Source organism: Leclercia sp. UBA1284, assembly GCF_002308415.1.
GTDB lineage: Bacteria > Pseudomonadota > Gammaproteobacteria > Enterobacterales > Enterobacteriaceae > Enterobacter > Enterobacter pneumoniae.
Genome location: NZ_DBUS01000005.1, coordinates 178,943 through 194,932, shown reverse-complemented (window position 1 = coordinate 194,932; position 15,990 = coordinate 178,943). Strand labels below are relative to the sequence as shown.

At 56.6% G+C, this 15,990-nt stretch carries 17 protein-coding genes and 1 other annotated feature; of the genes, 13 read left to right on the top strand and 4 right to left on the bottom strand.

What is annotated here, in order from left to right:
• Positions 1-212: 212 nt before the first annotated feature.
• The 7 genes from dgoR to B3511_RS02930 all read left to right on the top strand — a co-directional run bounded on the left by dgoR (position 213) and on the right by B3511_RS02930 (position 7,175).
• The gene (gene dgoR, locus B3511_RS02960) at positions 213-902 is read left to right on the top strand and encodes a D-galactonate utilization transcriptional regulator DgoR (protein ID WP_286775686.1); all 690 of its coding nucleotides are present in this window, start codon (positions 213-215) and stop codon (positions 900-902) included.
• The gene (locus tag B3511_RS02955) at positions 899-1,777 is read left to right on the top strand and encodes a 2-dehydro-3-deoxygalactonokinase (RefSeq protein ID WP_286775685.1); all 879 of its coding nucleotides are present in this window, start codon (positions 899-901) and stop codon (positions 1,775-1,777) included. The genes dgoR and B3511_RS02955 overlap by 4 nt, the downstream gene beginning before the upstream one ends.
• Entirely contained in the window at positions 1,761-2,378 is a 618-nt protein-coding gene (locus tag B3511_RS02950; RefSeq protein ID WP_286775684.1) for a 2-dehydro-3-deoxy-6-phosphogalactonate aldolase, read from the top strand. Before B3511_RS02955 ends, B3511_RS02950 begins: the two co-directional genes overlap by 17 nt.
• Positions 2,375-3,523 (top strand): galactonate dehydratase, encoded by a 1,149-nt coding sequence (gene dgoD, locus B3511_RS02945; RefSeq protein ID WP_040077746.1) that lies wholly within the window; start codon positions 2,375-2,377, stop codon positions 3,521-3,523. Before B3511_RS02950 ends, dgoD begins: the two co-directional genes overlap by 4 nt.
• A gap of 95 nt (positions 3,524-3,618) precedes the next feature.
• The gene (locus B3511_RS02940; protein WP_212478211.1) at positions 3,619-4,929 is read left to right on the top strand and encodes an MFS transporter; all 1,311 of its coding nucleotides are present in this window, start codon (positions 3,619-3,621) and stop codon (positions 4,927-4,929) included.
• 14 nt (positions 4,930-4,943) lie between these two features.
• On the top strand, positions 4,944-5,888 hold the full coding sequence (locus tag B3511_RS02935; RefSeq protein ID WP_286775683.1) for a 2-hydroxyacid dehydrogenase: 945 nt from the start codon (positions 4,944-4,946) through the stop codon (positions 5,886-5,888).
• A gap of 60 nt (positions 5,889-5,948) precedes the next feature.
• Positions 5,949-7,175, top strand: coding sequence for a DUF3748 domain-containing protein (locus tag B3511_RS02930; RefSeq protein ID WP_286775682.1), 1,227 nt, complete (start codon positions 5,949-5,951; stop codon positions 7,173-7,175).
• Here the strand turns inward: B3511_RS02930 and B3511_RS02925 are convergent, their stop codons facing one another.
• The gene (locus B3511_RS02925) at positions 7,176-7,508 is read right to left on the bottom strand and encodes a YceK/YidQ family lipoprotein (protein ID WP_286775681.1); all 333 of its coding nucleotides are present in this window, start codon (positions 7,506-7,508) and stop codon (positions 7,176-7,178) included. It lies immediately after the preceding gene.
• 244 nt (positions 7,509-7,752) lie between these two features.
• Positions 7,753-7,826, top strand: a sequence feature (ROSE (Repression Of Heat Shock gene Expression) occurs in the 5'-region of heat shock genes and acts as an RNA thermometer to modulate expression.).
• Here B3511_RS02925 and ibpA point away from each other — a divergent pair.
• The 5 genes from ibpA to B3511_RS02900 all read left to right on the top strand — a co-directional run bounded on the left by ibpA (position 7,820) and on the right by B3511_RS02900 (position 11,377).
• Complete coding sequence (gene ibpA / locus B3511_RS02920; RefSeq protein ID WP_040077751.1) at positions 7,820-8,230, top strand: small heat shock chaperone IbpA; 411 nt, start codon at positions 7,820-7,822, stop codon at positions 8,228-8,230. Its footprint overlaps the feature before it by 7 nt.
• Before the next feature lie 136 nt (positions 8,231-8,366).
• Entirely contained in the window at positions 8,367-8,795 is a 429-nt protein-coding gene (gene ibpB / locus B3511_RS02915) for a small heat shock chaperone IbpB (protein ID WP_040077752.1), read from the top strand.
• Between the two features lie 177 nt (positions 8,796-8,972).
• Positions 8,973-10,634: a putative transporter gene (locus B3511_RS02910; protein ID WP_207292688.1), complete on the top strand. Its 1,662-nt coding sequence runs from the start codon at positions 8,973-8,975 to the stop codon at positions 10,632-10,634.
• A gap of 58 nt (positions 10,635-10,692) precedes the next feature.
• Positions 10,693-11,040, top strand: a complete 348-nt coding sequence (locus B3511_RS02905; RefSeq protein WP_040077755.1) for a YidH family protein — start codon at positions 10,693-10,695, stop codon at positions 11,038-11,040.
• The gene (locus tag B3511_RS02900) at positions 11,030-11,377 is read left to right on the top strand and encodes a DUF202 domain-containing protein (RefSeq protein WP_040077756.1); all 348 of its coding nucleotides are present in this window, start codon (positions 11,030-11,032) and stop codon (positions 11,375-11,377) included. Before B3511_RS02905 ends, B3511_RS02900 begins: the two co-directional genes overlap by 11 nt.
• Here B3511_RS02900 and dsdA read toward each other — a convergent pair.
• Positions 11,361-12,650, bottom strand: coding sequence for a D-serine ammonia-lyase (gene dsdA, locus B3511_RS02895; RefSeq protein WP_286775678.1), 1,290 nt, complete (start codon positions 12,648-12,650; stop codon positions 11,361-11,363). The genes B3511_RS02900 and dsdA overlap by 17 nt on opposite strands.
• A 98-nt stretch (positions 12,651-12,748) precedes the next feature.
• Here dsdA and B3511_RS02890 point away from each other — a divergent pair, with 98 nt between their 5' ends.
• Positions 12,749-13,837 carry a cellulase family glycosylhydrolase gene (locus B3511_RS02890; protein WP_286775677.1) on the top strand — a complete coding sequence of 363 codons (1,089 nt, stop codon included), beginning with the start codon at positions 12,749-12,751 and terminating at the stop codon, positions 13,835-13,837.
• Here B3511_RS02890 and emrD read toward each other — a convergent pair.
• Together emrD and B3511_RS02880 are read right to left on the bottom strand one after the other, a co-directional pair.
• A complete protein-coding gene (gene emrD / locus B3511_RS02885; RefSeq protein WP_040077760.1) occupies positions 13,740-14,924 on the bottom strand; it encodes a multidrug efflux MFS transporter EmrD in 1,185 nt (394 codons plus the stop codon). The two genes, B3511_RS02890 and emrD, sit on opposite strands and share 98 nt — an antisense overlap.
• A 174-nt stretch (positions 14,925-15,098) precedes the next feature.
• Positions 15,099-15,932 (bottom strand): EamA family transporter, encoded by an 834-nt coding sequence (locus B3511_RS02880; RefSeq protein ID WP_286775676.1) that lies wholly within the window; start codon positions 15,930-15,932, stop codon positions 15,099-15,101.
• Positions 15,933-15,990: the final 58 nt, after the last annotated feature.

The following is a 15,990-nucleotide window of genomic DNA, read 5'->3' as shown; positions in this document are numbered from 1 at the left end:
CATCGGCCCTGGTTATTAACCGGGGCTTTTTTTTGCCCTGAATTTATCGAATTGTTCTTTTTGTGATCCAGATTGTAGTACAAAACAAACAGATTGTACTACATTGCAATCACGGTCTTAACGAATTGCATCACGTTTGTACTGCAAAAGTGAGGCGGAATTCAGCGGTCGCGGTAAAGTAGTGATGGACACAAAAATCATAAGGACCCTCCATGACTCTCAATAAAACCGACCGCATTGTCATCACGCTGGGCAGCCAGATTGTGAGTGGCAAATACGTACCCGGCTCGCCGCTTCCTGCAGAGGCGGAGCTATGCGAAGAGTTTGAAACCTCGCGCAACATCATCCGGGAAGTGTTCCGCTCGCTGATGGCGAAGCGGCTAATTGAAATGAAGCGTTATCGCGGAGCCTTTGTCGCCCCACGTAGTCAGTGGAACTACCTCGATACCGATGTTCTGCAGTGGGTACTGGAAAACGATTATGACCCGCGGCTGATTGGTGCCATGAGCGAGGTACGAAACCTCGTAGAACCGGCGATAGCCCGCTGGGCCGCCGAACGCGCCACCTCGGGCGACCTGGCGCAGATTGAGTCGGCGCTGAACGACATGATCGCCAATAACCAGGATCGTGATGCCTTCAACGAAGCGGATATTCGCTACCACGAGGCGGTGCTCCAGTCGGTGCATAACCCGGTGCTACAGCAGCTTAGCGTGGCGATCAGCTCGCTACAGCGCGCGGTATTTGAACGGACCTGGATGGGCGATGAGGCCAACATGCCGAAAACGCTCCAGGAACATAAAGCGCTGTTCGATGCGATACGGCATCAGGACGGCGATGCGGCAGAGCAGGCGGCACTCACGATGATCGCCAGCTCGACACGAAGGTTAAAGGAAATCACATGACATCTCGCTACATCGCTATTGACTGGGGATCGACCAATCTGCGCGCCTGGCTTTATCAGGGTGAGCAGTGCCTGGAAAGCAGGCAATCAGAAGCAGGCGTTACGCGTCTGAACGGTAAATCCCCCGAGGCGGTGTTAGCAGAGGTGACACAAAACTGGCGCGACGGCGCCACGCCAGTGGTAATGGCGGGCATGGTGGGCAGTAACGTAGGCTGGAAAATTGCGCCTTATCTGCCCGTACCGGCTCGTTTCTCCGCTATTGGCGAACAGTTAACGTCCGTTGGCGACAATATCTGGATTATTCCCGGCTTGTGCGTCTCTCGCGACGATAATCACAACGTCATGCGCGGCGAAGAGACGCAACTGCTCGGCGCGCGCACGCTTTCTCCTTCTTCTGTCTACGTTATGCCCGGTACCCACTGCAAGTGGGTACAAACCGATGCAGAGCAGATCCACGATTTTCGCACCGTGATGACCGGTGAATTACACCATTTGCTCCTTAAGCATTCGCTGGTGGGGGCGGGTTTGCCGGAGCAAGCCCCCTCGCCGGAGGCATTTGCCGCCGGGCTTGCGCGCGGGATCGCTTCTCCTGCCGTTTTGCCGCAACTTTTTGAGGTTCGCGCCTCGCACGTGCTGGGACAACTCCCGCGCGAGCAGGTTAGCGAGTTTCTGTCCGGCCTGCTGATTGGCGCCGAAGTCGCCAGCCTGAGTGAACGCTTCGCCGGGCAGCAGGCCATTACTCTGGTCGCAGGCTCATCACTGAGCTCACGTTATCGCCAGGCGTTTCACGCCATCGGCCGGGACGTGGCGGTGGTAGAGGGCGACACGGCATTTCAGGCTGGAATAAGGAGCATCGCTCATGCAGTGGCAAACTAACCTTCCCCTTATCGCGATATTGCGCGGCATCACCCCCGACGAGGCGCTGGCGCACGTAGGCGCGGTGATTGACGCCGGGTTCGACGCGGTGGAAATCCCGCTCAACTCCCCGGAGTGGGAAAAGAGCATCCCGGCCGTCGTCGATGCGTTTGGTGATAAAGCGCTGATTGGCGCAGGCACGGTGCTACAGCCGGAGCAGGTCGACAGACTGGCGAAGATGGGCTGCAAACTTATCGTCACGCCTAACATCAACCCCGAGGTGATCCGCCGCGCGGTGGGCTACGGCATGACCGTCTGCCCGGGATGTGCAACGGCAACCGAAGCCTTTACCGCTCTCGATGCGGGCGCGCAGGCGCTGAAAATTTTCCCGTCATCGGCTTTTGGCCCGGAGTACATCAAGGCGCTGAAAGCGGTCTTACCCGCCAGCGTACCGGTCCTGGCCGTGGGCGGCGTGACGCCAGAAAACCTGGCGCAGTGGATGAAAGCTGGCTGTGCAGGCGCCGGGCTGGGTAGCGATCTCTATCGCGCCGGACAGACCGTAGAGCGCACCGCACAGCAGGCGGCAGCATTTGTGAAAGCGTATCGAGAGGCAGCAAAATGAAAATAACCAAACTCACCACGTACCGTTTACCGCCGCGCTGGATGTTCCTGAAAATCGAAACCGACGAAGGGGTAGTGGGCTGGGGCGAGCCGGTGATTGAGGGCCGTGTGCGCACCGTCGAGGCCGCTGTGCACGAGCTGGGTGAATACCTGATTGGGCAGGATCCCGCGCGCATTAACGATCTGTGGCAAGTGATGTACCGCGGGGGCTTCTATCGCGGCGGCCCCATTCTGATGAGCGCCATCGCCGGTATCGACCAGGCGCTATGGGATATCAAAGGGAAAGTGCTGAACGCTCCGGTCTGGCAGCTGATGGGCGGCCTGGTGCGCGACAAAATTAAGGCCTACAGCTGGGTGGGGGGCGATCGCCCTGCCGAAGTCATTGATGGCATCAGAAAGCTGCGCGGTATTGGTTTTGATACCTTCAAGCTCAACGGCTGTGAAGAGATGGGGGTCATCGACAATTCACGTGCGGTAGACCGGGCGGTAAACACCGTGGCGCAGATCCGCGAAGCCTTTGGCAACGACATTGAGTTTGGTCTGGACTTCCACGGCCGCGTCAGCGCGCCAATGGCGAAAATATTAATTAAAGAGCTGGAACAATACCGCCCGCTCTTTATTGAAGAGCCGGTGCTGGCGGAGCAGGCAGAATATTATCCACGGCTGGCGGCGCAAACCGCTATTCCTATCGCTGCAGGGGAACGTATGTTCTCGCGCTTCGAGTTTAAACGCGTACTGGAGGCGGGTGGGATTGCCATCCTGCAGCCGGATCTCTCCCACGCGGGGGGCATCACCGAATGCTACAAAATTGCCGGTATGGCAGAAGCTTACGACGTGGCGCTGGCCCCGCACTGTCCGCTGGGGCCAATTGCGCTGGCGGCCTGTCTGCACGTGGACTTTGTCTCCCGCAATGCCGTGTTCCAGGAACAGAGCATGGGGATTCACTATAACAAGGGCGCGGAGCTGCTCGACTTTGTGAAAAATAAAGAAGATTTCAACATGGAAGGCGGCTTCTTCAAACCCTTAATGAAGCCTGGGCTTGGTGTTGAAATAGATGAGGCGCGGGTCAGCGAATTAAGCCGAAATAGCACAGACTGGCGCAATCCTCTGTGGCGTCAGGAAGATGGTGCGGTTGCCGAATGGTAACACCCTAATAAGTTAATGCGTTTCTCTATATCAATCTTTGCCTTCTGATGGCCGCGATTTGGCCTGAAGAGGGCAAGATGAAGAGGTAATAATCGATGAGCATTGCACTCTATACTTCTACACTCAAAAAACTAAATAGCAAAATAATTCCCTTCGTCATCATTTGTTATTTTGTCGCCAATCTTGATAAAACGAATATTTCTATTGCCGCCTTACAAATGAATGCGGATTTAGGTCTCACAGCCAGTATGTATGGCCTTGGCGTGGGCATGTTCTATATCTCCTACATTATTTTTGAAATTCCCAGTAACATTATTATGACGCGCGTCGGGGCGCGTATCTGGATTGCCAGGATAATGATCACCTGGGGTATTATCAGCGCCGGGATGTCGCTGGTACAAACACCTACTCAGCTTTATGTCATGCGTTTTCTGTTGGGCATGGCGGAGGCAGGGTTTACGCCCGGTATTATTTACTATATTTCCTGCTGGTTCCCTAAGAGCAACCGCGCCCGCGCGATGTCATTCTTCTATATGGGCTCCGTACTGGCCTCCATCATCGGCCTGCCTATCTCGGGATCCATTCTCAATATGCACGGCATTGCTGACATCGCCGGCTGGCGTTGGTTGTTCGCCATTGAAGGCATTCCGGCCATTATCCTGGGGGTGATGGTTTTAGGGTTACTGCCCTCTACGCCTGAGAAAGCCCACTGGTTATCGGGGTCTGAAAAGGAGTGGTTAATTGCTCAGTTAGCGGAAGATAACCGAAGTGTGACGGTGAACGAAAACCACTCCTGGCTGAGCGCGCTAAAAAACAAAGTGGTGCTGTTACTGAGTCTGGTTTGGTTTTTACAGGCCTTCGGCTCTATCGGTATTACGCTATTTTTACCGCTGATTCTTAAAAGTATTGCCAGCGAGCAAAGTAATTTTGTGATCAGCTTGCTCTCTGCGGTGCCGTTTATTTTTGCCTGCCTGTTTATGTATTTGAATGGTCGCCATTCCGATGTAACGAAAGAGCGATCCTTACATATGGGGTTACCTTTAATTCTCGCCGGAATATCGCTCGGGGCCGCTATTTATTCGGGTAACCTGCTGGTCTCCTATATTCTGCTGGTGCTGACGGTCGGTTTTAACTTTGCCCTAACCCCTGTTTTCTGGGCAGTGACAACAGAAAAACTGGCCGGCGTTGCCGCGGCTGCCTCTATTGCATTTATTAATACGATTGCCAATTTCGTTGGATTAGGTCTGCCGCCTGTTTTAGGCAAGATTAAGGATCTGACCAACAGCTATCACTACGGCCTGCTGATTGTGGCTATTGCGCTGATATTAGGGGGGATTATCGGTATCGCCGTCTCTCGTCCGGGTAAAAGCACATCGCTCAAGCAGTCAGCCCCCTCTTCTTTATAAGTGAACGGATAACGATGAAATTGAAATTTTTGAAACAAGCCTCCCTGCCTGACCAGCTAACGGCAGAACTGGAAAAACGTTACGACGTTTATGAATATGCGGCGCTTAGCGAGGAGGCATTCGCCGACCTGGCCGGACAATTTACCGTGATGATTACTAACGGTGAGGCCGTCGTCACGCGCCAGCTGATCGCCAGCCTGCCCTCTCTGGAACTGATTGCTGTTTTTGGCGTGGGATACGACGGTGTCGACGTGGCGGCTGCGGCAGATCATCATGTGGCCGTCAGCCATACGCCGGGCGTATTAACGGACGATGTTGCCGATTTGGCGATGGGACTCATGCTGGCGACATCGCGCCAGATCGTTTCTGCTCAGAAGTTTATTGAGGCGGGAAGCTGGCATCAGGGAGGATATCCGTGGACACACAAGGTCTCGGGGGCGCGAGTCGGCATTGTGGGTATGGGGAGAATTGGCCAGGCCATCGCACAACGTTGTGAAGGCTTTGCCATGCAAATTGCTTATAGCGATAGCAAAGTTATCCCGGGGCTAAATTATACCCGAATTGAGGACATTGCCTCCCTGGCGGCAGAAAGTGATTTCTTGATGATATGTACGCCGGGTAGTGCAAAAAACCAGGCGCTGATTGATGGCCGGGTCCTCGCGGCGCTGGGTGAGAAAGGAATATTGATCAACATTTCGCGTGGTAGCGTAGTGGACGAGCCCGCGCTGATTAACGCGATTGAACAGGGCACCATCGCCGGGGCCGGACTGGATGTGTTCAGTCGCGAGCCGGACGTTCCGCAAGCATTGCTCCAGCGCGCTAACGTGGTGGTGACGCCACATATGGCCAGCGCGACCTGGAGCACCAGAGAGGCGATGTCCCGGTTAGTGCTGGAAAATGTTTCGGGTTGGGCCAGCAATAAGCGTCTGGTAACCCCCATCCCTGAGCTGGACGCGTAGTCATTTTCCGGCAGATCCATTACTCTGAAGCGCAACTGTCGCTTCAGAGTTTATCCGTTCATGAAACAAGTCACCTTCGCTTCCCGCCATCACCAGCTCACCAATATCAACACCTGGACGCCAGATAGCCAGTGGCTGGCCTTTGACGTACGCCCATCCGGCGCATCGTTCACCGGTGAAACCATCGAGCGGGTAAATATCAGTACGGGCGAGGTTGAGGTGATTTATCGCGCCACAAACGGCGCGCATGTCGGGGTGGTGACCGTTCATCCTGCAGAAGACAAATATGTCTTTATCCATGGCCCGGAAAACCCGGATGCCGACTGGCAGTACGATTTTCACCATCGTCAGGGCGTGGTTGCGCACAATGATCGGGTGGATAATCTCGATGCGATGGATATCACCGCCCCCTACACGCCCGGCGCACTGCGCGGCGGCAGCCATGTCCATGTCTTTAGCCCGAACGGGCAGTACGTCAGCTTCACCTATAACGACCATGTTCTGCACGAGCGCGACCCAGCGCTTGATTTGCGCAACGTGGGGGTCGCCGCGCCTTTCGGTCCCGTGAACCCACCGGCTACGCATCCCCGGGAATATGCGGGCACCTTCTGGAGCGTGCTGGTCACTCGCACGACGCCGAACCCGCCGCCAGGCAGCGATGCAATCAATCGCGCCTACGAAGAGGGCTGGGTAGGGAACCACGCGCTGGCGTTTATTGGCGATACCCTGTCTGAGAAAGGCGACAAGGTGCCGGAGCTCTTTATTGTCGATTTACCGAAAGATGAGCAGGGCTGGAAGCACGCCGGGGATGCACCGCTACAGGGTACGCCAGAGGCCCTGCCGGCACCTCCGGCGGGCGTGGTGCAGCGTCGGTTAACCTTTACGCATCAGAACGCGTACCCGGGGCTTGTGAACGCGCCGCGCCACTGGGTGCGTAGCAATCCGCAAGGTACGCAGATTGCCTTTTTAATGCGCGATAACCAGGGAGTGGTGCAACTCTGGCTTCTCTCACCCGAGGGCGGCGAGCCGCGCCAGTTAACCGCTAACCGCAGCGATATTCAGTCGGCCTTCAACTGGCACCCGTCCGGCAACGGGCTGGGATTTGTACTGGAAAATCGTCTTGCATACTGCGATGCGGCGACGGGGAGCGTGACGTTTTTGACGTCCGATCACGGCAATCCACCTTCTGCGGATGCCGTGGTCTTTTCACCGAATGGGCGTTATATCGCCTGGATGGAAGAGGCGGAGGGCTTCCGCCAGCTGTGGATCACTGAAACCGGGCGCTGATCAGCGCACGGGCATGGCGGCAGGGGGAATAACCGAGTTGGTGGCCAGCGTCTCCTGCTCGCTTTTTTCAACGCGCGAGCGCACGGAGCTGTCCGCACGGAAGAAATCCCAGGGCAGCAGAAGCGTATCGAATACCGCCGTAAAGGGCATATCCAGAATCACCAGAGATTTGGTGCCCCAGTTGGTGTCATCATCTGACAACATTGTGGCACTGGCTCGCGTGCCGGGATAGGTCCCTTCTTTACCGCCGGTGTGCGACATCACGCTTGAACATCCGCAAAGCAACACCACCGCGCTGAACGTCGTCAACTTTATCAGAACATTTTTCATCATCAGTTTGTCATCATCAATGGCGCGATATGAACCAGCAACCCGGTTTATAACGGGCCATATGCAAATTGAACAGTTGAAAAGCGCCGCTCTGTGGCAGCCATCGCAATTTAACCCTTTGTGCTGCCATCCCAGTCTAAGCCAGTGACAGTAAAGTGCAAAAAAAACTGTTCAGGATCCGCTTGAAATGATCGAAATCAGACCCATTTTAGAGATGTGTCCATGAACAAACGCGCCTGATGGGTGTTTGGGATACCGCAGCCTGTCCATGGTGGAAGGCTACAATTTCTCGCTGATTTCAGGAGTTTTAACTTATGCGTAATTTCGATCTCTCCCCGCTATACCGTTCTGCAATTGGTTTTGACCGCCTGTTCAACCATTTAGAAAATAACCAGAGCCAGAGCAACGGCTACCCTCCTTACAATGTTGAACTGGTTGACGAAAACCACTACCGCATCGCCATTGCCGTCGCCGGTTTTGCAGAGAGCGAACTGGAGATCACCGCCCAGGATAATCTGCTGCTGGTGAAAGGCTCGCATGCGGCCGAACAGAAAGAGCGTACCTACCTCTATCAGGGCATCGCCGAGCGTAACTTTGAACGCAAGTTCCAGCTTGCTGAGAACATTCACGTTAAAGGCGCAAATCTGGTCAACGGCCTGCTGTTTATCGAACTGGAACGTGTGATTCCGGAAGAGAAAAAACCGCGTCGTATCGAAATCAACTAATTAGACGGGTCGCCATCGCGGCCCACTCAGAATTGCTTGCCGAACCGGGAGCATAGGCGAATCCGTAAGGATTTGCAGGAACAACTGCGCACAAAATTAGACTGTGCCGAACTCGCTTCTCAGAAGGAGATTTAGTATGCGTAACTACGATTTATCCCCCCTGCTGCGTCAGTGGATTGGTTTTGACAAACTGGCTAACGCCCTGCAAAGCACCACCGAGCAACAGACATTTCCGCCGTACAATATCGAAAAAAGCGACGATAACCACTATCGCATCACCCTTGCGGTAGCCGGATTCCGCCAGGACGATCTGGATATCCAGCTTGAAGGAACGCGCCTGACGGTGAAAGGTACCCCGGAAAAACAAGAAACCGAGACGAAGTGGCTGCATCAGGGTCTGGTGACGCAGCCGTTCAGCCTGAGCTTTACGCTGGCGGACCATATGGAAGTCTCTGGTGCGACCTATACCAACGGTCTGCTGCATATCGACCTGACCCGCAACGTGCCGGAAGCAATCGCTCCGCAGCGTATCGCCATTAGCGAACGCCCTGCGTTAAACAGCTAACAGTATGCGGGCTGATGCCTTCTCCCACAGGGGGAGGGCGCAAACACTAAAAACGGTCACCTTCGGGTGACCGTTTTGCTTTTACCTTCGGTTTTTTTGTGCGCCATCGCCCATACAACCGTCACCGGCTCTGAGAAAATCCCCACCATAACTAAGGTTATGCACAGGGAGTGGATCATGAGTGATATCGCGTTAACCGTCAGCGTGTTGGCCCTGGTCGCAGTAGTAGGACTGTGGATTGGCAACATCAAAATCCGTGGCGTCGGGTTTGGGATTGGCGGGGTACTGTTCGGCGGGATTTTTGTTGGCCATTTTGCCGACCAGTTTGGCCTGGTACTCAGCGCCGATATGCTCCACTTCATCCAGGAGTTCGGCCTGATTCTCTTCGTCTACACCATCGGTATTCAGGTCGGTCCGGGATTTTTCGCCTCCCTGCGCGTCTCCGGGCTACGGCTAAACCTCTTTGCCCTTGGTATCGTGGTGATGGGCGGGCTGGTTACCGCCATTCTGCACAAAATCTTTGCTATCCCTCTGCCGGTGGTACTGGGTATTTTCTCCGGCGCGGTCACCAATACGCCGGCGCTCGGGGCGGGCCAGCAAATTCTGCGTGATTTGGGGATCGAGCCCGGCATCGTTGACCAGATGGGGATGAGTTACGCCATGGCTTATCCGTTTGGCATCTGCGGTATTCTGCTCTCTATGTGGCTGGTACGGGTGCTGTTTCGTATCAACGTCGAAGAGGAGGCGAAGGCGCACGAAACTGCGCATACCAACGGCCATATGCCGATCAAAACCATCAACATTCGTGTCGACAACCCCAATCTCAATAAGCTGGCGATTCAGGATGTGCCGATTCTGAACAGCGTAAATGTGGTCTGCTCGCGCCTGAAGCGGGAAGAGATATTGATGGTGCCGTCACCGGGCACGGTGATCCATACCGGAGATTTGCTGCACCTGGTTGGTCAGCCTGACGATCTGCATAATGCGCAACTGGTCATTGGCAAGGAGGTCGATACCTCGCTTTCCACCCGCGGCACCGATATGCGCGTAGAGCGCGTCGTCGTCACCAACGAGCATGTTCTTGGAAAGAAAATCCGCGATCTGCAGGTAAAAGAGCGGTATGACGTGGTGATCTCCCGGCTTAATCGCGCCGGGGTTGAGCTGGTTGCCAGCCAGGACGCCAGCCTGCAGTTTGGGGATATCCTCAACCTGGTTGGGCGCCCATCCTCTATCGATGCCGTGGCGGATATGGTGGGCAACGCCCAGCAAAAATTGCAGCAGGTACAGATGCTACCGGTCTTCATCGGCATTGGCCTGGGCGTGCTGCTGGGCTCCATTCCGCTGTACGTGCCGGGCTTTCCGGTGGCGCTCAAGCTGGGGCTGGCGGGCGGGCCGCTGATTATGGCGCTGATCCTCGGGCGCATCGGTTGTATCGGCAAGCTTTACTGGTTTATGCCGCCGAGCGCCAACCTGGCGCTGCGCGAGCTGGGGATCGTGCTCTTTCTGGCCGTGGTCGGGCTGAAGTCCGGCGGAGATTTTATCGCTACCCTGGTCAAGGGCGAAGGGATGAGCTGGATTGGCTACGGGATCGTTATCACGGCTATCCCGCTTCTGACCATGGGGATCCTGGCGCGAATGTTCGCCAGAATGAACTACCTGACGATCTGCGGTATGTTGGCCGGCTCCATGACCGATCCCCCTGCGCTGGCCTTTGCTAACAACCTGCACGCCACCAGCGGCGCGGCGGCGCTGTCTTACGCCACGGTCTATCCGCTGGTGATGTTCCTGCGCATTATCACCCCGCAGCTACTGGCGGTGCTGTTCTGGGGGGCAGGTTAACAACGCCGCCTGCATTAGGCTATGCTGAAGCCAGGCCGTAGCACGACAAGGACTCTTGATGAAAATTTCCCGCCTCGGCGAAGCGCCGGACTACCGCTTCTCTCTGGCTAATGAACGCACTTTCTTAGCGTGGATCCGTACCGCACTGGGCTTTCTGGCCGCCGGGGTGGGTCTTGACCAGCTGGCGCCTGATTTTGCCACGCCGCTGATCCGTGAAGTGCTGGCGCTGCTGCTGTGCCTGTTCGCCGGCGTGCTGGCCATCTACGGCTACCTGCGCTGGCTGCGTAATGAGAAGGCGATGCGACTCAAGCAGGATCTGCCCTATACGCGCGGGTTATTTATCATCAGCGCGATTCTGCTGACGGTGGCAGGCGTAGTGATGGTGCTGGTTTTCTATGGCGGATAGCCGCAAAGCGCGACGCGAAGCGGACCCCGGCCTGCAGCCGGAGCGGACATCACTCGCCTGGCTGCGCACGCTGCTGGGGTACGGCGCCCTGATTGCGCTGGCGATTAAACACAACTGGCACCGTACCGGCCTGCCGTTCTGGATCTCACTGGTGGTGCTGGCGCTGGTGGCCCTTATGTTATGGCGTTATACCCGCAGCCGTAACCTGATGGACGTCACGCAGGATGAATTCGTACAGCCGAAAGCCGTCCGGGATAAACTCTTGATCGCGCTTGCGGTGCTGTCGCTCTCTCTGCTGTTTGCGGTGACGCACCTGGAGGTTATTTTTTCCCTTTAGCCAGATATGTCGCCATCTCCTCTTCCGGCACCATGCCGCCGCCGGTCGCCCAGACCAGATGGGTGACCTGTGCATCGGCTTTGAAACGCACCGGGCCGGCCATACCCGCCAGCGCCGACGGCTCCAGACGAATATTTTCCGCCTGCGCCAGCCAGCCGAGCATGTCATACATGCTCTGATCGGACAGGGTATAGAATCCGTCCAGTAACCGCTCCATCGCGCGCCCCACGAAGCCAGAGGCCCGACCTACCGCCAGTCCGTCTGCCGCCGTCACGTTATCGATACCGAGATCCTGCACCGCAATGTCGTCGTGCAGTCCGGTGTAGACCCCCAGCAGCATGCACGGGGAGTGCGTCGGCTCGGCGAAGAAGCAGTGGACGTTATCACCGAAAGCCAGCTTCAGGCCAAACGCCACGCCGCCGGGGCCGCCGCCAACGCCGCACGGCAAGTAAACATACAGCGGATGTTGAGCATCGACCACGCGGCCCTGTTCGGCAAACTGGGCCTTCAGGCGCTCGCCCGCTACCGCATAGCCCAGGAACAGGGTGCGGGAGTTTTCATCGTCAATAAAGAAACAGTTTGGGTCGTTTTCGGCCGCTTTTCGTCCCTGTTCCACCGCCACGCCGTAGTCCTGCTCATATTCCACAACGATCACGCCGTGGCTACGTAGTTTGGCTTTCTTCCATTCGCGGGCATCGGCAGACATATGCACCGTCACTTTAAAACCGAGGCGGGCGCTCATAATGCCGATGGACATCCCGAGGTTGCCGGTTGAGCCCACCGCAATGCTGTACTGACTAAAGAACGCCTTAAAGCGGGGCTCCAGCAGGATGCTGTAGTCGTCATTGAGGTTCAGCAAGCCTGCTTCCAGCGCCAGTTTTTCCGCATGCGTCAGCACCTCATAGATGCCGCCGCGGGCTTTAATGGAGCCGGAGATGGGCAGATGGCTGTCTTTTTTTAGCAGCAGCGTGCCGGGGATGCCGACACCCGTTTCGCTCGCCAGCCGCGTTTGCATCGCCGGGATCGCGACCAGCTCGGATTCGATAATTCCACCCGCTGCCGCCGTTTCCGGAAAGGCTTTCGCCAGATATGGCGCGAAGCGGCTGAGGCGAGCATGCGCGTCGTTGACGTCGTCCTGGGTCAGCCCGACATAAGGCAAGCCTTGCGCAAGGGTTGTGGCGCGCGGGTTAAGCCAGGTGAGCTCTTTCAGGGCGATCAGATCGGCAACCAGGGGGAATTTGGCGGTCAGCGTGTTAACGGCGTCGTTATTCATAATCTGTCTCAGAAATTAGTTCATTTTGACTCTACACGAAATGGCAAAAAGCGTGCTAAATACGGCTTATTACTTTCGATTTTTTCGCAAGGTTGATCGTGTTAAGACCCTTAATGGCCACCCTCTTATTGTGCGCTTCTGGCTGGGCCGCCGCCGCGGAGCCGCCGCTGACGGCGGCACGTTATGCTCAGCAGTTGGGCGTGGGAATGGATGTTGACTGGGCGCGTACCGAGCGTGGTATACGCGAATTTGACCCGCTGGTGGTGCGTGACTTTCACGCTAAAGGACTAAGCCATGTGCGTATCCGCGTCGCGGGGGCACCCACCGAGGCGCGGCTGATTCATCTGCGTAAGCTGGTGGAGGCGTGCGAGCAGTACGGCGTGATCCCGATTATCACTTATCAGGCGGATGCCTGGAAAAGCGACCCCAAGCCGGAAAATGAGAAAGCGGTGGTGAACTGGTGGATAGCGGTAGCCCGCTATTTCGGCCAGAGTTCTCCGCTGCTGGGTTTTGATCTGATTTATGAGCCTGCCGAAAAGCTCAACCATAACCTCGCTGCGCTTAATCGTGTCTACGAAAAAACCATCAAAGCCATTCATGGCATCGACCCGCAGCGGATGATTTTTATCGCCCCACGTCTGCGGGCCGCACCTGAAGATCTTCCCGGCCTGAAATTGCCGGCTCACAGCCAGGGCAATGTACTGGCAGAGTGGCACATCTTCCCCTGGGGGCCGCTGAAGAGTAACGGCAAATACCCCTGGACCTCCGGCACGGCGGCCGAAAAGGCGGCGATTCATGGGCGGATAAGCGCGGCCCTGCGCTGGCAGCAAAAAACCGGGCACAGCAGCTGGGTAGGGGGCTGGACGGTAGGGGAGACCATCAACTCTACGCCGACGGCCTCGCAGCTGGCCTTTGCTACCTTTATGGCCTGTGAACTGCAAAAGGCAAAAATACCCTATGCCATCAATGCGGATAATCAATTCTACGACGGAGAAGAGGGGGCGTGGCGACCCTCATCAGAGCCGTTATTGCAAACGATGATAGCCCCGCGCTGTGAAAAGCCCGACGAGAAGTCGGGCCATCATGGGATTAAACCGGCTGCTCGTGATGCGGCACGCGCGACGCCAGCGGTAGCCAGCACAGCAAAATCAGCAGCCCCATCAGCGTCATCAGCAAACCTAAACTAGCCTGTCCGGTTTGCGGCATCATGGCGGAAAGCCAGGCCAGCGCGCCAGAACCGATGTTCTGCAAGCCGCCAACCAGTGCGCCGGCGGTGCCTGCCAGAAACGGAAACGGCTCCATCGCGCCGCTGGTGGCGAGCGGGAACAGCATTCCCGCCCCGAAGAAGAACAGCGCCGCCGGGATGAGCAGCGTCCAGACGGTCATCACGCCAAACAGCCCAGGGATCCACATCATCAGCCCCGCCAGCAGACAGCTGATAACGGACTGCCACATCAGCGTGGAGAAACGCTTGTTGGGGCGACCCGCGAACCAGGCGCCGAAAAACGCCGCCGGGATCGGCAAAATAAACAGAATACTTACCACCATGCTGCTCAGGCCAAGCCCCGCACCCAGCAGCACCCCGGAACAGGCTTCAAACACCGCGATACCTGCCAGGCCACCGATCAGCATCAGCAGATAGCAAGTAAACGCCCCGTTGCCGAACAGCGTCTTATAGCTGGTGAGAAGTTTGGTACGCGGCGCATCCACTGGACGCGTTTCCGGCATCCAGCGCGCCATGCTGAAGGTGACTATCACGCACAGCACCAGCAGGAAGGCGTAGCAGGCGCGCCAGGACCACACCGTATCCAGCAGGCCGCCAATCAGCGGTGCCAGTAGCGGACTGACCAGAATGCCCATATTCAGCAGGCTGTTAGCATGACGTAGCTGGGTGCCCTGATACATATCGCGCGGTAAGGTGCGCGCCATCACTCCACCGACGCCGGTTCCGACACCCTGCAGGGCGCTGGCGGCGATCAGGACGGTCAGGCTATGGGTCGCGATCGCTATTACCGTCGCTACCATAAAAATGGTCATGCCCACCAGGATCACCGGACGACGCCCGACCCGATCAGAGAGCGGCCCGTAGAAGAGCTGCGATACGCCATAGGTCAGCAGGTAGGCCGCCATTACGCTCTGTACTGCGCCCTCGCGGACATTCAGTTCCTTTGCCATATCGGCAATCGCCGGTATGTAGATGGTTTGCGCCATCTGCCCGACGGCCACCAGTAACACCAGCATCAACAATAAATTAACGTTCCGTTGCTTTTTCATGTCGCTGAATATGTTTGCTTAAAGATAAAAGAAAGAATAAGTGACTGCGCATTCCCATAAATGCGCGAGGAATCTACCACAATGAGATGACAATTTAAGCATTGCGATAAGGAATGGAAAAACCGGGTCAGGCAGGATTTGTAAACATGAGCGGCAACGAATGTTGCCATGAATTTATGCCAGGCGAAGCAGCATGGCTCCGCCTGCTATACCCAACGCCGCAGCGATGCGTAAACCGGCAACCTTTTCTTTTAAAAGCACAAAGGCGATAAGCGCCCCGAAGAGTATCGAGGTTTCGCGCAGGGCAGCAACGACGGCAAGCGGTGCCTGGGTCATCGCCCATAATGCCAGACCGTAGGATCCCAGCGTGCCTACGCCACCGAGCAACCCTTTTTTCCAGTGCAGGCACAGATAACGGGTGGCTTCCCGGCGGCGGGCCACCATCGCCCAGGCGAGCAGGCAGAAGCCGTTCATCAGAAAGGTCCAGAGCGTATAGCCCAGCGCGGTATCAGACAGACGCACGCCGGTGCCGTCCACCAGGGTGTAACCGGCAATAAAACAGGCATTCAGCAACGCCAGCCCGATCCCTTTACGCGATCGCATGCGACCGTTCATCGCCATGGCAAGAATCGACAGGCAGATCACCCCGATGCCGGACCATGCCAGCCCTGAGAGGCTATCCCCCAGCGCCAGCACGCTGATTAGCGCCACCAGCAGCGGCGCCGTGCCGCGCATAAGCGGGTAGGTCTGGCTCATATCAGAGACCTGATAGGTCTTGGCTACCAACACCGTGTACACCACCTGCAGCGCGCAAGAGACGATCAAAAACGGCCAGCTGGCAGCAGAGGGTTGTGGAGAGAAAGGGAGTATTACCAGAGCGATAAGCGCGGCAGAGCCGCTCACGCCGATCGCGGAGTAGAGTTTGTCCGTTCCGGCTTTGACGATGGCATTCCAGCTGGCATGCAGCAGAGCGGCAAACAACAGAATGCAGAAAACGGTGAGGGTCATAGCGTATCGGGTGGTGAATTGTCATCTAACTGTAACATTCACACCCTGAGCCTGCCAG

Excerpts from the sequence above, each read along its gene's own strand:
- dgoR (WP_286775686.1), top strand. The coding sequence starts at position 213 with ATGACTCTCAATAAAACCGACCGCATTGTCATCACGCTGGGCAGCCAG.
- B3511_RS02955 (WP_286775685.1), top strand. The coding sequence starts at position 899 with ATGACATCTCGCTACATCGCTATTGACTGGGGATCGACCAATCTGCGC.
- B3511_RS02950 (WP_286775684.1), top strand. The coding sequence starts at position 1,761 with ATGCAGTGGCAAACTAACCTTCCCCTTATCGCGATATTGCGCGGCATC.
- dgoD (WP_040077746.1), top strand. The coding sequence starts at position 2,375 with ATGAAAATAACCAAACTCACCACGTACCGTTTACCGCCGCGCTGGATG.
- B3511_RS02940 (WP_212478211.1), top strand. The coding sequence starts at position 3,619 with ATGAGCATTGCACTCTATACTTCTACACTCAAAAAACTAAATAGCAAA.
- B3511_RS02935 (WP_286775683.1), top strand. The coding sequence starts at position 4,944 with ATGAAATTGAAATTTTTGAAACAAGCCTCCCTGCCTGACCAGCTAACG.
- B3511_RS02930 (WP_286775682.1), top strand. The coding sequence starts at position 5,949 with ATGAAACAAGTCACCTTCGCTTCCCGCCATCACCAGCTCACCAATATC.
- B3511_RS02925 (WP_286775681.1), bottom strand. The coding sequence starts at position 7,508 with ATGATGAAAAATGTTCTGATAAAGTTGACGACGTTCAGCGCGGTGGTG.
- ibpA (WP_040077751.1), top strand. The coding sequence starts at position 7,820 with ATGCGTAATTTCGATCTCTCCCCGCTATACCGTTCTGCAATTGGTTTT.
- ibpB (WP_040077752.1), top strand. The coding sequence starts at position 8,367 with ATGCGTAACTACGATTTATCCCCCCTGCTGCGTCAGTGGATTGGTTTT.
- B3511_RS02910 (WP_207292688.1), top strand. The coding sequence starts at position 8,973 with ATGAGTGATATCGCGTTAACCGTCAGCGTGTTGGCCCTGGTCGCAGTA.
- B3511_RS02905 (WP_040077755.1), top strand. The coding sequence starts at position 10,693 with ATGAAAATTTCCCGCCTCGGCGAAGCGCCGGACTACCGCTTCTCTCTG.
- B3511_RS02900 (WP_040077756.1), top strand. The coding sequence starts at position 11,030 with ATGGCGGATAGCCGCAAAGCGCGACGCGAAGCGGACCCCGGCCTGCAG.
- dsdA (WP_286775678.1), bottom strand. The coding sequence starts at position 12,650 with ATGAATAACGACGCCGTTAACACGCTGACCGCCAAATTCCCCCTGGTT.
- emrD (WP_040077760.1), bottom strand. The coding sequence starts at position 14,924 with ATGAAAAAGCAACGGAACGTTAATTTATTGTTGATGCTGGTGTTACTG.
- B3511_RS02880 (WP_286775676.1), bottom strand. The coding sequence starts at position 15,932 with ATGACCCTCACCGTTTTCTGCATTCTGTTGTTTGCCGCTCTGCTGCAT.